This window comes from Halobacillus locisalis, from assembly GCF_013694105.1.
GTDB classification, from domain to species: Bacteria; Bacillota; Bacilli; order Bacillales; family Halobacillaceae; genus Halobacillus; species Halobacillus locisalis.
The window spans coordinates 38,326-53,479 of record NZ_JACEFG010000001.1 but is presented as its reverse complement, the minus strand read 5'-3'; the positions used below and the strand labels follow the sequence as shown (position 1 = coordinate 53,479).

The window sequence follows — 15,154 nt, the reverse complement described above, 5'->3', positions numbered from 1 at the left end:
AGTTAAGGCGGGATAAAGTGAAACTACAATAGGGGCTTTTCCCCTTACTGTTCAGCCTGTTGAAGAAGTCTATGTAACGATTCTGTTAGATCATATAAGAATACCGTGGGGGTGGAAAACGACTCGCTTTCCTGCGGGGGAGCCGGCAAGCGAGTCGTTCGTTAACACTCTCTGTGGGGTCTTCCTTTAGTCTTCTCCCGCGGGAGTCTCTCCGTTTTCCATCCCACTACGCTACAAATAGCGGAAACAGAACCTTGCCAAACAATGTGCGCTTCTCCGTAACAGTCCTTTTCGCAGAGGATCTCTAGAGGTACACACTCCCTCTCGCAAGGTGGCGTGGAAACCGCGACACTCCTGCAGGATTCTGAGGCTTGGGTGAGATTCCGCAGGCCGTGAAGCGGTCGAAGACGCTCACAGCCTCCTGCGGAAAGGGAGTCGTTTCCACGCCACCGGCCCCTTCTAGACTTGGAAGAACCGAAAGTAGCTTTTGAAGACACACTGAAAAGGGCCACCTGTCCAGGTGGCCCTTTCTTGTTTAACTATTATCTGGTGACGGCGATTCAAGTTCCAATGAGTCCAGAATCGTGTCGATACTGAGCTTTCCATCCTCTTGCATATCTTCTACCCAGTTTCTTGTTATAACCCGTTTACCAAAGATGGTATCAGCTTCACGATCAACGGCTTCACCATTCATGAAATGAGCGGTCAACCGTTCCTCTGATATGGTTTTTTCAGAATGATATGGCTCTAAGGACAGGCTATGTGATTCTGCTAGATGACTAGTGCTTGGTGGGGTTATTAAAACTACGATAACGGCCACCCAAATCAACGAGGTGAAAACGCCTAATCCAATGAGTCCCCATTTTTTCATGTTAACACTTCCTAAGCGAGTACTTGCTCTTTCTCTTCAATACGCGAGAAGGCTTTTGGATCAACTTCATTCAAAGCATTGCCAGCTAACTTCAATGCGGAATCATAACGGTATGACCTGAACTCTGCTTCTGCTTCTAACAATTTAGCTGCAAGCAATGGGTGCTGACTTCGATAGCGGTTGGCATACTGAATGACGCGTTCCGCGAATTCTGCTGTTTCCATTGTTTGATCGGCACGTTCATGCAGCTTTTCTGTTAATTCAACAGACTCTTCCAGCTTCCTTGAAACTGTCGCCATATCAAGCGGTTGTTGATCAAGACATTGAAATACATCGTCAATGCGATCACTGGCTTCCTTCATGTCTTCGTAAAGAGAATGTGGAATACCAGGGAGATTGCTGCGCTTCAAACGGCGGTGAGTATCTAAAAGCAACTGTTCCATACTTGAAAGTTTGTCAATCGCTTCGCGTTCATCTTTTCTAACCGCTTGAACATTTTCACTGAAGAACTTTTGTTTCTCTTTTAATTCTTTCATCTGCTCTTGAGTTCGCTCGAGCTCTTCTCTTAGTTCTACGAATGAGGTTTGCCCATCTTGTCGTTTGTCATAGACTAGAGATAATCGTTTCTTCAATTGATTGTAAAGGGTTTTCAAACTTCGATATGTTTCAATATCCTTTTCATCCAATTGGTACGTGTATTGTATTTCTTCTATTTCCTTCTCGGTAAGTTCTAAAACATAATCCAGCTCATCGAGTTGTGATTTTAAAGGTCCGTACTGCTTTTCTACATAGTTATGAGCAATAGCTTCTTTTTCCAGCAACTGATACATCTCCTGGACTCGGTTTTCCATTTCGGTCAATTCTTTCTCGACGTCTTCTTGATCCCCTTGCTCTAACTTCGCTACCATCGTGCTCAATGACCGCTCAAAGTTATGTATCTCAGGCAAAAACTCAAACTGGGAAACCCGATACCCTTCCTGTTCCATCTCCTCGAGTCCGCTCGTCAGTTCCTTCAATTGGTCAGGTAACTCAGAGTTTGCTTTTTTGTAGAACAAAGGAAAGCGTTCCACGTCTGTTTTAAGCTTAACCACTTCTTCCCTAGTTCTCTGAGCTAATTCATTCGCTTCCAAATAATCTCCTTGGTCGGTCAATTGTTCATAGTCCGACAATTGCGCCTGGAGTTCAGCCACTCTGCGCTCATATACATGAACTGCTCGGCTGAATTGATGGCGGCTTTGAATCAATGTTTTAGACAATTCCTTAAGTTCAGGTTGAATCGACTCCATTTCAAGACGACTGCTTTCCTCTGAATTCAATAGAACCTCCAACTCATCAAACATCGCCTTAATGTTCTGTTCGATTCCCTCTAATTTACCTTCCGTGTGTGCAATGACCTTCTTCACTCGATTCCACTGGTACTTATCCGCTGCTTCTTCTGCATCAAATAAGTCTTCTTCTAATTCCGGCAATTCTTTTGTCAAAATTTGATCCCAACGGTTTCGCCACGCCTCGAACTTTTCCTGTGTCTCACCTGAAAGGTTTAAGCTTTTGACCTTCGAGAGCTCGTCCGTCACTCTTCGGTTCATAATGTCCATCTTCCAGCTTTCCAAGCGATCCACTTCATCATAGACACGTTTACGCCAAATCAGTCCTACGATGAACAGCACGATAAGTAGCAAGATACCCCCAATGACGTACTTCATAAATAGCCTCCTTACAAGATACACGCTCAACGGATAAATAAAGTTCCGAAAATAATGATTTATTGCTTATTATGATACCATGTAAATAGCAATTTTGGCTAAAATATTTCAAATTTATCAACTCGTTGACAAATTATTCAAAGAACAAGGAGGATTCGCTCATGATTGATGGACACATTCACTCTCCTTATTGCCCCCATGGTACAAGTGATTCACTAAAATCGTATATAGAACGCGCGATCGGAATCGGGTACACGTCGATGACATTTACAGAGCATGCCCCACTTCCGGTATCGTTTGATGACCCCGTTCCTGATAAGGATAGCGGAATGGATCGCAAGGATGTAGAACCATACATTGAAAGTATCCAAGCATTGAAAAAAGAATATCAAAAGGAATTGGATATCTCCGTTGGATTCGAAATCGACTATATCAGTGGATACGAAAAAGAAACCGAACAATTTCTGAACCAGTATGGTCCAGAACTCGACGATGGTATCTTATCCGTTCATTTCCTTAAAGCAAGCCGTGGTTGGTACTGTATAGATTTCAGCCCGCACATGTTCAAAGATGCCCTCCATGATTTCGGGTCCAGCCAACTGATCTATCAAGCATATTTCGATGCAGTCAGATCCTCGGTAGAAGCAGACCTCGGATATTGGAAGCCGAACCGAATCGGGCACATGACACTGATTCGGAAATTCAATAAACTTTATCCCTCTCCAGACAATTGGGAAAAAGAAGCCACGAAAGTTCTGAAAGCTGTTAATGAAAAAGGGCTATCCTTAGACTATAACGGGGCAGGAACAAAAAAGCCCCATTGCAAAGAAACCTACCCTACAATGGATATTGCAGAGCAGGCACAAGCAATAGGGATCCCTCTCATTTATGGGTCAGATGCCCATCAGGCAACTGACTTATTCCAAGGACACGAGCATTTAGCACCGTCCTTCCTTAAAGGTTAGCGCTTAATAATTGAACCGTTTGCTGCTTAGCCATCAACTCACTATAAACTTTGACAAAGTGCTCAACAGATGATTCTGTTGCAAAAGAATCATTCCATTCATGCGGCATCGTGAAGGGGGCATTGAGCAAACCTTTCAATTGCATCAGGCATAACTGTTCCTTGAAAGTCACCTCGACTCGCGATTTCTTATTAAACAAAATGCGATGGAACAAATGATTTTCTTTTGCCACATACGTGACGAGCATCTCTTTTGCAAAGACGGTATTTAGTGAAAGTTCTCTGTAAACTAAACAAGATAGTTGATAATGGCTTTGTTTATAATGTAGAATTTTTTTCACTAAAGGTTCTATCCCTAAGCTCAAGTCAGATTCTGCTTCACTATCCAGGATTTCCAGATAAGGTTCGAAGTAGTTGACAGCAAGCGATTCGAATAGTCCTTGTTTACTCTTGAAGTAATAATGAATTAAAGACACGTTCACGTCTGCTGTTTTTGCAATATCCCGAACGGATGTCCCATTGAATCCTTGGCTGTAAAACAGTCGGCAGGCTACATTCAGCACTTTATCCCGTGTTGCGTTCTGTCGGTTCATTATTTTTCCCCCTCAACAAAACAGTTCTTCATCTTTAGGGGAAATCCTGCTAGTAATCGTGCACCAAATCCCGACATTTTCCTAAATCTTTTGTCGGATACTATGTAAGGAGGAATATACCATGTTTCAACAAATGACTTATTCAGGCAACAAAAAGGAAAGCTATGAGCTCTTGCTTAAGCAATTGAAGGCTTTGCTCGAAGATGAACCAGATGCTATTGCTAACCTATCCAATGCTTCTTCCCTACTCAATCAATTCTTAAATGACGTGAACTGGGTAGGCTTCTACTTGTGGAAACAGGACCAACTCGTTCTAGGTCCGTTTCAAGGGCTCCCGGCTTGCGTGAGAATTCCATCTGGAAAAGGCGTATGCGGAACAGCTGTTTCAGAAGGAAAAGTACAACGTATAGCTGACGTTCATGCTTTCCCAGGCCACATCGCATGTGACGCTGCATCTCAAGCTGAAATTGTCGTCCCTATTTTCAAAGATGGAGAAATCTACGGAGTGTTAGATATTGATAGTCCTTCTAAAGATCGATTTGATGAAGAAGACGAATTGTATTTAACGAAATTCGTAGAAACATTGCAGCCCTTCATTTAATTTACCTAAAAAAACTCTCTTCCAATTGCGGAAGAGAGTTTTTTTCAGGATTAATTCAAGACATTATGCTTTAACAATTCTATTTTTTCCAAATTCTTTCGCTACATAAAGCGCTTGATCCGCTTGCTTAACCATTTGTTTCACGTCCAATAAGTGGACCGAGTCCCATGACGCTAATCCGCAGGAAACCGTTACAGGTGGGCACGACTGCTCCGAGACTGAGTTTCGTACTAATTCTGCCAATGCGTGGGCCTCCTCAAAGGACATCGATGGGAGATACACAGCTAACTCTTCTCCACCCCAACGAGCAGCCAAGCCTTGGTTGGCGATGATGGTTTGAATAATATCCGCAACCTGACAAATTACCGCATCCCCGACTTGGTGACCATGTGTATCATTGACCCGCTTGAAGTTATCTATGTCAAAAAGCAAGAAATGACCGTTCTCATCCTGCTTAAGGTGCTCTTCTACTTGTTGATCGAGATAATTCCGAGAATGCAGCTTTGTTAGATAATCCGTGATGATCGTCCTTTCTAATTCTTCATGTAGCATAGAGTTGGCAAAGGCAAGTGTCGAATGATGAACAAGCGACTGTAGCAACTTAAAAGATTCAAAGCTAAAATAATAAGGATCCCTGTGCACAACAATGGCTAGTCCATCTAAATATTCCTGATCCTTCATAGGAACCGCCATCAACGATCGAAATGGACAATGTCCCTCCCACTTAGAAGACAAATCCCCAATGAAAACCGCTTCTTCCTCTCTCATGAATGTCCGATCAATACGTTCTATAAAGGTTCTCGAATCTTTTATATTAAAAAAAGCGGAACTTCCCTCCGAAATGGTAAAGTCGGAGTGTGTATCATCTTCAAAAATGATGAACCCTACTTCATCTGCTTGAAAGGATTGATCGATTCGATCCGCCATGTAGGTGATTTTCTCTGTAAGCCTCATCGTCGAATTGAGGTGCTTTGATGTAGAATTAATCAATTGCAGGTCGCTGTTCAACCTTCTTGACTGCTGATACAATTGAGCATTCTCAAGTGCTTTCCCGGCGTCCTGAGAGAGTAAATCGAAAAACTCCACATACGTTTCCGGAAAGTAAAGAGCATGATCCGAGACAACTTGAAGCACACCGTAAACACCCTGCTTCCCCTTTAAAGGAGCGTACAAAATAGATTGACCCTCCTGGGTTTGATATTCCATCTGCATTTCGCCCAATAAGTAAGCTTGTGTACTCGCTTGTGAGGCATTATCTTTTTCATAAGATAGGTTCTTAATAGGAAGCTCCGATGAAGGTGCATAATCTTGGGATAGCAATAAATAATAATTAAATTGGGGATAAACGTTTCGTAACGTTTCAATCACTTTCTCAAGCACTTCATCACTCTTGTTGGAAGAATGAAACAAAGACGTTCCTTTATACAGAGATTCATATTTACGCTTTTCCTCAAAAGCTGAATAAAGGACGCGGATTTTATGTATAGCTTTGCTCACTTCTTCAATGATTGAGTTCAGTAAATGGTGATCGAACTCTCCCAGCACTTGTTGAGAAAGAAGCAAGAATCCATATATCTTTTCCTTATCCATTAGAGGGATGGATGACGACTTCACATAAGGAATACTTGTTTTTTTGTAGGGATTAAAGGGCTCGTTCTTATACCATAAGGTGGATTCTTCCCATGAGATATCTGTAGCTGAGACATGATCATGCAACGTCAAACCTTCATAAGAGTCCCCTGCTCTTAACTGGAAAACTTCCTCCCATTCATTCAGCAAGTATATGACACAACCATCTATTTGAAGGAATTGTTGAATTTCAATAGAGAGAAGATCAATAAACTTCTCGAAGGTGTGTGTAGATTCTGTTGTAAATAACTCAAACACACGGGCTTGTAGGTGTTGGATTGTTTCTTTACTATATAATTGCATGACCAGTAACCTCACCTTTCTTTTCTCCGACTATTGATTGAGTCTATTGTACCACTACTTTACACATCGAAACGACTACTAATATGTAAATTTTTCATTTTTCTTATTACTACCTCATTTCTTTTAAAAAGAAACCTTACGTTTTTGGAATGTGCCTTGACGTAACTTCATAAAAAGATTATACTATTCGTTGTGTAAAATAAATGGCAGCCTATGTGAGCCGCCGTTGTATTCATTTTGTTCCTCAACGAAGAGGTGCATCGTGTAACTCTCTGCTGCTGGAGCGATGGTGCATGAAAACATAATGAGCATCGGAACGAGGACACACGGTTCTTATTTTATGCAAAATAAAATAATAAAGGAGGAAATCCCAATGGCACGTTATACAGGTCCAACCTGGAAAAAATCACGTCGTTATGGTATTTCTTTAAGCGGAACTGGTAAGGAACTTGAAAAGCGCCCTTACGCTCCTGGACAACATGGTCCAAACCAACGTAAAAAACTATCTGAATTCGGTCTTCAGCTTCAAGAGAAGCAGAAGCTTCGTTTCATGTACGGATTGACTGAACGTCAATTCCGTCGTCTATTCGACCAAGCTGGTAACATGAAAGGTATCCATGGTGAGAACTTCATGATCCTTCTTGAATCTCGTCTAGACAACCTAGTGTACCGTCTAGGTCTAGCTCGTACGCGCAGCCAAGCTCGTCAGCTAGTTACTCACGGTCACGTAACTGTAGATGGTGGTCGCGTTGACATTCCATCTTACCGCGTAGCACCTGGTCAAACGATCAGCCTTCGTGAAAAATCTCAAAAACTGAACGTTGTAGAAGAAGCGATCGAAGTAAATAACTTCGTTCCTGAATACTTGACGTTCGACGAAGACAAGCGTGAAGGTACGTACTCTCGTTTCCCTGAGCGTGCGGAACTTCCTTCTGAAATCAACGAAGCTCTTATCGTTGAATTCTACTCTCGTTAATAGATTTGAAAACCGCCGTCCTGAACGGCGGTTTTTTTGTGTATAAAAAGAGGTCATGAGTGTGCTATTTAGGGATTCGACATCGTAATTTAAGAATTCGACAACCTAATTAGAGAATTCGACATCACAACTTGAGAAACCTACATGGAAACTAAAGTATTCGACTCCACAATTAAGCAATCATACAAACAAAGCCTCAACCTAAATAGGTTGAGGCTCCAAATTATTGAAAACGAATCAAAAAGTATTTTTTCTTACCGCGACGAATGATCATAAATCGATCTTCAATTCGATCTTCATCTGAGATTGTGTGCTTAAGATCTTGGTTTCGCTCTCCATTGATGTAAACGGCACCATTCGAGATGTCTTCCCTCGCCTGGCGTTTTGATGACGCGATTCCGGCATCTACTAAAAGCTGAAGCAATTGAGGTTCTTTCTCCTCAGAAATGAAAGCAGGTACATCTTTGAATCCTTGCTCGATTTCATCACCCGTAAGAGACTTGATATCCCCACTGAATAAAGCTTCCGTGATTCGTTCAGCCTGCGCTAAAGCTTCGTCATTGTGAACAAGCTTCGTCATTTCTTCTGCCAGTCGTCGTTGAGCGACACGCTTCTCCGGCTGTTCCTTCACTTCTTTTTCAAGTTCCGCAATTTCATCCATCTCCAAGAATGTAAAGGACTTCAAGAACTTGATTACATCCCGATCATCTGCATTGATCCAGAACTGGTAAAACTCGTACGGCGTCGTTTTTTCCGGATCTAGCCAAATGGCGCCACCCGCTGTCTTTCCGAATTTAGAACCGTCCGCTTTTGTAATCAATGGAACGGTCAAGCCGTAAGCTTCTACCTCTTTTTCACCGGCAGCCGTACGTCTTAACAATTCGAGCCCAGCTGTAATGTTCCCCCATTGATCGCTTCCACCAATTTGCAACGTACAGTTCTCTTTTTCGTGAAGCTGTTGGAAGTCAAGTGACTGTAGTATCATGTACGTAAATTCAGTGAAACTGATGCCATGTTCGATTCTGGACTCTACAGAATCCTTTGCTAGCATGTAATTGATTCCGAAATGCTTTCCTGTGTCTCTGAGAAAATCAATAATCGTCATTTGAGACAACCACTCGTGGTTGTTACGAGCAACCGCTGCATTTTCCCCTTCATCGAAGTTGAGAATCTTAGCAAGTTGTTTTTTGATACTTTCACTGAACCCATGAACGACTTCTTCGGAGTTCAACTGTCTTTCTGTTGATCGACCACTCGGGTCACCGATCATACCTGTCCCTCCGCCGACTAACGCGATAGGACGGTGTCCGGCTTTCTGAAATCGTTTCAGCATTAAGACAGGTAGCAAATGCCCGATGTGCAAACTGTCCGCTGTTGGATCGAACCCGCAGTATAACGTGACTTGTTTTTCACGTAAATGCTTGGCGAGACCCTCTTCATCTGTAATTTGGTTAACTAACCCACGTTCTTGTAAATCTTTTAGTACATCCATCTTGACACCCCTCAATTTTCACTTTTTTTCTTGCCGTAATTATCGATAAAAGGATAAAAAAATAGACCTCATCCCCTGAAAAGGGACGAGGTCTATTCGCGGTACCACCCTTGTTGCGCTTGAAAGCGCCACTTGTATCGATAACGGCTACATTAAGCCGTCTTCTGATTCATACCAGAAGATCCGCTCCAGATCGTACTTCAAAAACAAATATGCACTGACTTGCACCATCCGTCAGTTCTCTTAGCCAGGGATTTGTATTTTTACTGCAATCCTTCAACGCACGCTTATGAAACTATGTACTATATTTACCACACCTCATCAAAAAAAGCAACTAGATAATTCATTGGAAATATGTCCTAACCCCTTCTCGTGTGTTATAATTGTGAGTGGATTTTTTAGGGGGTATGATAATGTCTAATAACCAAAAAAATGGTCGAAATAAACTGGATATGAAATCTTTTTGGCAAAAAGGAACACTGCAGAAGAGTTCAAGAATCACGTATGATGTCGTATGGAATATTGTTTTGTTCTTTATCATCATAGGCGTCATTGGTCTTTTCTTTGCCGGTGGTGTCGGCGCAGGGTATTTCGCATCCCTTGTCAAAGATCAACCGATAGAAAGCAAAGAAGAGATGACACAAAACATTTACAACTACTCAGAAACATCTGAGATGTATTTTAGTGATCAGAATACAATGCTCGGGAAAGTCCAATCTGACCTTTACCGAGAGGAAATCAAACTGGAAGACGTGAGCAGTCACTTAAAGAATGCTGTCGTCGCGACCGAGGACGAGTACTTTGATGAGCACAAAGGAGTCGTACCCAAAGCGATTATGCGTGCGGTCGTTCAAGAAGTGACAAATTCCTCCGTCAAAACCGGTGGTAGTACCCTCACTCAACAGCTTGTAAAGAACCAGATCCTCACAAACGAAGTATCGTTTGAACGGAAAGCGAAAGAAATGCTCCTCGCCCTAAGAGTCGAACGTTTCTTTGAAAAAGAAGACATTTTAGAAGCTTACCTGAACATTGTCCCTTTCGGACGTAATGCAAACGGCCAAAACGTTGCCGGTGTGCAAGCAGCCGCTCAAGGAATCTTCGGAAAGGATGTCAGTGAGTTAAATCTAGCTCAATCAGCCTTTATTGCTGGTTTACCACAATCCCCTTTCGGTTACACTCCTTTCACAAATGGCGGAGAAATCAAATCCCCTGAAGGACTAGAGCCTGGTATCGATCGTATGCATGAAGTTTTAGAGCGTATGCTCGCTGCGGAATATATTACGCAGGAAGAATATGATGCAGCGATGAAGTTTGAGGTTACTGAAGAGACGTTAGCCAAGTCAACAGAATCTGCTTTCGTCCGATACCCTTATCTAACGACTGAGATTCAAGAAAGAGCACAAGATGTGTTGAAAGTTACGTTAGCGAAACAAGACGGTTATACGGAACAAGAATTAGAAGAAAATGAAGAGTTAAACGGCGAATATATGACTCTAGCACGTCGAGAACTAAGTTCTGGTGGTTATAAAATTCACTCGACTATAGACAAGCCCGTTTACGATACGATGCAAAAGGTCAAAAACGCATACCAGAACTACGGGCGTGATAAAACGACGTATGAAACAGACCCTGAAACAGGTGAGCAAGTACCTGTCACCCTTCCTGTTCAAGTCGGAAGTATGGTGATCGAGAATACAACTGGTAAAATCTTAGGCTTTATCGGCGGACGTGATTTCGATATTGAGCAATTGAATCACGCTACAGACGCACGCCGCTCCATCGGAAGTACCATCAAGCCGCTCCTTGTTTATGGGCCAAGTATGGATATGGGGGCTGCGCAGCCTGGTACAGTGATCGCGGACGTTCCTTATACCTACCCTGGAATATCAACAGAAGTGAACAACTACTCTGGTGGCCATAAAGGATTCGTTTCTGCACGTTACGCGCTGGCATGGTCTTACAACATTCCAGCTGTTAAACAGTATGTGGAAATACTGCCGCAGAACCCTGCCAAAAATTATTTAGAGAAAATGGGCTTCTCCGGATTCTCAGACGTCGATTATGAGATCCCTTCCCTAGCATTAGGTGCTAAAGAGTTCACTGTAGAAGAGAATACAAATGCCTATGCAACGTTCGGCAACATGGGAAGTTATACGGATGCGTATATCATCGAAAAAATCGAAACAAAAGATGGAGAAACTGTTTATCAGCACGAATCTGAGAAAACAGAAGTCTATTCTCCTCAAACAGCCTACCTCATGATTGATATGATGAGAGATGTTCTCGAATACGGAACGGCTGGCCGTGTTCGTAGTCAGTTAAGCTATCCTGGTGTGGACTGGGCTGGTAAAACGGGTACGTCCCAAGATTATAAAGACTCTTGGTTCGTCGCTACGAACCCGAATGTCACAGTAAGTATGTGGACTGGATATGACAAAGATAAAGGACTGGACAGAGGTTATAGTAACCGTACGCAAGGTGTCTGGGCGGATGTGGTCAATGCCGTATCTGAAGTACGACCTGACCTTATGGTTCCAGATAGCGGCTTCCAGAGCCCTGGTGGCCTTGTAAGACGTTCGTATTGTGCCACTTCAGGCTTACTCGCTTCCGACCTTTGTGCATCTGTCGGGTTAGCTAGAAGCGATATTTACAATGCGAAATATGCGCCAACTACAGTAGACGATAGCTTAATGGGCGGCGACTTCGTACAAGTGAAAGGTCAAATGGCGATTGCCGGACCTAATACACCTCGTGAATTCATCATCGATGGTGGCGGAGTTACTCTAAAACCAGAATTCTTGAAAGAAAATGGATATACGAGCCCTGCTGTTCTAAGAGAACTCCTCCCGAATACAGGAGGCTTCTCGAATGTTGCACTACCGTCAGCCGGAAGCATTGGTTCATCCACATCGTCTGTTCCGAATGATGGGCAAGCACCAGCTACTCCTGGAACAGTATCAGCTAGTGGATCAACGTTGAGCTGGTCTCCATCAGCAAGCAACGACGTTGTCGGTTACCGCGTGTACAGAGCTTCTGTACCAGGAGGGTCATTCTCACTTGTCGGAAGTAGTGTTGACAATGCTATGAGCTTCTCTGGAGCAGAAGGAATATATGCTGTTCGAGCAGTTGACTACTTCGGGGCATCATCCGGTTTATCCGGTGCAGCAACGGTCGGGAATCCAGGTGCACCAGAGCCAGAGCCTGAACCTACTCCTGACCCGGAGCCTGAACCAGAACCTGAGCCGGAGCCAGAGCCTGAACCAGAGCCTGAGCCTGAACCGGAGCCTGAACCGGAGCCGGAGCCTGAAGGCAACGATGATTCTGGAGGAGAAGGATCCGGAAATGGTGAAGGATCTTCTGATGAAGGCAGTAACTAACTGTATCACTCTATTTTCACAAAAAGCTTCGACCTCATTTTGGTCGAAGCTTTTCTTTTCATGACAATCGAAAAATATGATGTATAATGGGTAATAGCCAATATTTTCTACTAGAGGCGGTGGATAAATGAAACACGAGAAAACGTATTACAGGGAAGCGTTTGATTCTGAACATGGACCTGTTGTGGTTGAAGGTCCACTCTCATCGGAGGAATTAGCTCCCTACACATTTGATGAGGGACTTAAAGCTTTTCGTCCTGCTGACAAACAATTCGAAGCGGTCAAAAGCATTGCTGATTTCGAAGAAGGAAGGATTATCATAGCTAGAAACAACGAAAACATCGTTGGGTATGTCACTTTTCTTCACCCTGATCCGTTAGAGCGATGGTCTGAAGGAGAAATGGAAAACCTCATAGAGCTTGGAGCAATCGAAGTCATTCCTCAGTTCAGAGGTTATAGAATCGGCTCAAGGTTATTAGAAGTGTCGATGAGAGATGAGTATATGGAACATTACATTGTCATTTCTACTGAGTATTATTGGCACTGGGACTTGAAGGGCACAGGACTGAACATATGGGATTACCGCAAAGTCATGGAAAAAATGATGGCTGCCGGAGGTTTGACTCCTTCCCCTACAGATGATCCTGAAATCATCTCTCACCCTGCCAACTGTTTAATGGTTAAAATCGGAAAACATGTGTCAGAAGATTCCGTTGAGCAATTTGACACGTTACGCTTTTTAACAAGACATCAATATCGCCAAGCAAGGAGGTAAGTTTATGGTTGTTGAAGAAATCATGAAAACAGAAGTGATTACACTTGAAGCGAGTGCCACCATAGAAACAGCTCTGAAACTACTCCACGAAAACCACATTCGACATATTCCTATCGTAGATCGACAGAATCATGTAATCGGGATTGTCTCAGACCGTGATGTCAGAGACGCGAGCCCCTCGATTTTTGAGAAAGATACCCACCAAAAAGAATTACAGAACCCGATTGAGTCTATTATGACGACTCCAGTAACGACTGTGCACCCGCTAGACTTTGTTGAAGAAGTCGCTTCAATTTTCTACGAGCAAGAAATCGCAAGTGTGCCTGTTACACGAAATAACAAACTCGTCGGTATATTAACAGAGAAAGATATGCTTTATACTTTGATTCAACTCACAGGAACACATGTACAAAGCTCTCAGATTGAAGTGAAAGTTCTAAATAAGCCGGGTATGTTACCACAAGTGACTCAGGTATTCGGAAAACGAAAAGTCAACATTAGCTCAGTCTTGATCTATCCATACAAGCCAGATTCGGGTTATAAGATCATCGTTGTGCGCCTGCAAACGATGAATCCGTTACCGATCATTGAGGACTTGAAATCAGAAGGCTATGAAGTCTTATGGCCGAAGATGCCAGGGATGTCATCATGAGCTGTAGATCTGGATTTGTATTTTCCGAAGACTTTACGACATATCGCTTTAGAGACGATCACCCCTTCAATCAAATGCGCGTGATTTTGGCAAAAGAATTATTAGAGTCAGCTGGATCATTACACCAAAAGGACCTCATCCCTGCTCGTCACGCAACAGATGAGGAATTGGCTCTTGCACATAGTAAAAAATATATTAACGCTGTACAAAAGGCCGGTAAAGGACTTCTAACAGAAGAGGAAGGTCTCGAATATGGAATCGGTACTGAAGATACCCCCATGTTCAAGGATATGCACGAAGCCTCCTCTTTACTGGTAGGTAGCACCCTCTCTGCTATTGATGCTGTCCTGTCTGGACAAGTGGATCACGCGCTAAATTTAGGTGGTGGATTACACCATGGGTTTGAGCGGAAAGCTTCCGGCTTTTGTATTTACAATGACGGAGCTGTTGGAATCCGCTACCTTCGCGAGAAATACGATTGCAAAGTCCTATATGTAGACACCGATGCCCACCACGGTGACGGGGTTCAATGGGCTTTTTATGATGATCCGAATGTGTGCACCTTTTCGATACATGAAACAGGTCGGTATTTGTTCCCTGGTACAGGAAACGTCAACGAGAGAGGGTTGAAGGAAGGCTATGGATATTCTTTCAATCTACCAATTGATGCCTTTACAGAGGATGAATCTTTTTTACATGTTTATGAATCCGCTTTCAGAGAAATAACAGAATTCTTCAAGCCTGATGTGATCGTTACACAAAATGGTGCCGACGCACATTTTTTGGACCCACTTACCCACCTATGTTCAACGATGAAGATCTATGAGCGGATCCCAGAGCTAGCCCATCAGCTTGCCCACCAATACTGCGACGGTAAATGGATTGCCTTAGGTGGAGGAGGCTATGATATTTGGAGAGTTGTACCACGCGCTTGGGCGCAGATATGGAAAGTGATGCTTGATGATCAACCTTTCCAAGGGGCGTTGCCTGAGGACTGGTTGAAGAAATGGCAACAGGAGTCTCCAGTTACATTGCCTACTCACTGGCATGACCCTGAAGGCAGCTATGACTCCATTCCACGTAAGAATGAGATTACAGAAAAGAATGCCAAGGTACTGGAGAAAGCCCTTCAACTTATTACGAGTCAAAAGAAGTACAACAATTCTTTTTGACATTAAATCACGAATAATATAAAGAGAGGACGTCCCATTGACGTCC

Annotated in this window: 12 protein-coding genes and 1 other annotated feature; of the genes, 7 read left to right on the top strand and 5 right to left on the bottom strand. The window is 43.1% G+C overall.

All coding sequences use genetic code 11. The annotated features are described in order from the left end of the window. Nucleotides 1–535 precede the first annotated feature (535 nt). Both H0266_RS00255 and H0266_RS00250 read right to left on the bottom strand, forming a co-directional pair. Complete coding sequence (locus H0266_RS00255) at nt 536–871, bottom strand: hypothetical protein (protein WP_181470394.1); 336 nt, start codon at nt 869–871, stop codon at nt 536–538. Nucleotides 872–882: 11 nt separating this feature from the next. Beyond that, nucleotides 883–2,574, bottom strand: coding sequence for a septation ring formation regulator EzrA (locus tag H0266_RS00250; protein ID WP_181470393.1), 1,692 nt, complete (start codon nt 2,572–2,574; stop codon nt 883–885). Between the two features lie 161 nt (nt 2,575–2,735). Between H0266_RS00250 and hisJ the strand changes: the two genes are divergently transcribed. Beyond that, nucleotides 2,736–3,539 (top strand): histidinol-phosphatase HisJ, encoded by an 804-nt coding sequence (hisJ, locus tag H0266_RS00245; RefSeq protein WP_181470392.1) that lies wholly within the window; start codon nt 2,736–2,738, stop codon nt 3,537–3,539. On the opposite strand, the gene refZ is transcribed toward hisJ, so the two are convergent. Then, on the bottom strand, nt 3,529–4,131 hold the full coding sequence (refZ, locus tag H0266_RS00240; RefSeq protein ID WP_181470391.1) for a forespore capture DNA-binding protein RefZ: 603 nt from the start codon (nt 4,129–4,131) through the stop codon (nt 3,529–3,531). The two genes, hisJ and refZ, sit on opposite strands and share 11 nt — an antisense overlap. A gap of 121 nt (nt 4,132–4,252) precedes the next feature. Between refZ and H0266_RS00235 the strand changes: the two genes are divergently transcribed. After that, on the top strand, nt 4,253–4,732 hold the full coding sequence (locus H0266_RS00235; protein ID WP_181470390.1) for a GAF domain-containing protein: 480 nt from the start codon (nt 4,253–4,255) through the stop codon (nt 4,730–4,732). Nucleotides 4,733–4,795: 63 nt separating this feature from the next. Here H0266_RS00235 and H0266_RS00230 read toward each other — a convergent pair whose 3' ends face one another. Then, nucleotides 4,796–6,664 (bottom strand): diguanylate cyclase domain-containing protein, encoded by a 1,869-nt coding sequence (locus H0266_RS00230; RefSeq protein WP_181470389.1) that lies wholly within the window; start codon nt 6,662–6,664, stop codon nt 4,796–4,798. A 373-nt stretch (nt 6,665–7,037) separates the two neighbouring features. On the opposite strand from H0266_RS00230, the gene rpsD reads away from it, so the two are divergent. Continuing rightward, complete coding sequence (rpsD, locus tag H0266_RS00225) at nt 7,038–7,640, top strand: 30S ribosomal protein S4 (protein WP_181470388.1); 603 nt, start codon at nt 7,038–7,040, stop codon at nt 7,638–7,640. A gap of 223 nt (nt 7,641–7,863) precedes the next feature. Here rpsD and tyrS read toward each other — a convergent pair whose 3' ends face one another. Continuing rightward, entirely contained in the window at nt 7,864–9,132 is a 1,269-nt protein-coding gene (gene tyrS, locus H0266_RS00220; protein ID WP_181470387.1) for a tyrosine--tRNA ligase, read from the bottom strand. A 78-nt stretch (nt 9,133–9,210) separates the two neighbouring features. Next, nucleotides 9,211–9,421: a binding site (T-box leader), on the bottom strand. A gap of 124 nt (nt 9,422–9,545) precedes the next feature. Here tyrS and H0266_RS00215 point away from each other — a divergent pair. The 4 genes from H0266_RS00215 (at nt 9,546) to H0266_RS00200 (ending at nt 15,108) form a co-directional block, all read left to right on the top strand. After that, the gene (locus H0266_RS00215) at nt 9,546–12,509 is read left to right on the top strand and encodes a transglycosylase domain-containing protein (protein WP_181470386.1); all 2,964 of its coding nucleotides are present in this window, start codon (nt 9,546–9,548) and stop codon (nt 12,507–12,509) included. Between the two features lie 127 nt (nt 12,510–12,636). After that, entirely contained in the window at nt 12,637–13,284 is a 648-nt protein-coding gene (locus tag H0266_RS00210) for a GNAT family N-acetyltransferase (protein WP_181470385.1), read from the top strand. Nucleotides 13,285–13,288: 4 nt separating this feature from the next. Beyond that, complete coding sequence (locus tag H0266_RS00205) at nt 13,289–13,936, top strand: acetoin utilization AcuB family protein (RefSeq protein ID WP_181470384.1); 648 nt, start codon at nt 13,289–13,291, stop codon at nt 13,934–13,936. Continuing rightward, nucleotides 13,933–15,108, top strand: a complete 1,176-nt coding sequence (locus H0266_RS00200; protein WP_181470383.1) for an acetoin utilization protein AcuC — start codon at nt 13,933–13,935, stop codon at nt 15,106–15,108. Before H0266_RS00205 ends, H0266_RS00200 begins: the two co-directional genes overlap by 4 nt. Nucleotides 15,109–15,154: the final 46 nt, after the last annotated feature.

What these genes read in the sequence shown, in the direction of transcription:
- H0266_RS00255 (WP_181470394.1), bottom strand. Translation starts at nt 871, where the DNA reads ATGAAAAAATGGGGACTCATTGGATTAGGCGTTTTCACCTCGTTGATT.
- H0266_RS00250 (WP_181470393.1), bottom strand. Translation starts at nt 2,574, where the DNA reads ATGAAGTACGTCATTGGGGGTATCTTGCTACTTATCGTGCTGTTCATC.
- hisJ (WP_181470392.1), top strand. Translation starts at nt 2,736, where the DNA reads ATGATTGATGGACACATTCACTCTCCTTATTGCCCCCATGGTACAAGT.
- refZ (WP_181470391.1), bottom strand. Translation starts at nt 4,131, where the DNA reads ATGAACCGACAGAACGCAACACGGGATAAAGTGCTGAATGTAGCCTGC.
- H0266_RS00235 (WP_181470390.1), top strand. Translation starts at nt 4,253, where the DNA reads ATGTTTCAACAAATGACTTATTCAGGCAACAAAAAGGAAAGCTATGAG.
- H0266_RS00230 (WP_181470389.1), bottom strand. Translation starts at nt 6,664, where the DNA reads ATGCAATTATATAGTAAAGAAACAATCCAACACCTACAAGCCCGTGTG.
- rpsD (WP_181470388.1), top strand. Translation starts at nt 7,038, where the DNA reads ATGGCACGTTATACAGGTCCAACCTGGAAAAAATCACGTCGTTATGGT.
- tyrS (WP_181470387.1), bottom strand. Translation starts at nt 9,132, where the DNA reads ATGGATGTACTAAAAGATTTACAAGAACGTGGGTTAGTTAACCAAATT.
- H0266_RS00215 (WP_181470386.1), top strand. Translation starts at nt 9,546, where the DNA reads ATGTCTAATAACCAAAAAAATGGTCGAAATAAACTGGATATGAAATCT.
- H0266_RS00210 (WP_181470385.1), top strand. Translation starts at nt 12,637, where the DNA reads ATGAAACACGAGAAAACGTATTACAGGGAAGCGTTTGATTCTGAACAT.
- H0266_RS00205 (WP_181470384.1), top strand. Translation starts at nt 13,289, where the DNA reads ATGGTTGTTGAAGAAATCATGAAAACAGAAGTGATTACACTTGAAGCG.
- H0266_RS00200 (WP_181470383.1), top strand. Translation starts at nt 13,933, where the DNA reads ATGAGCTGTAGATCTGGATTTGTATTTTCCGAAGACTTTACGACATAT.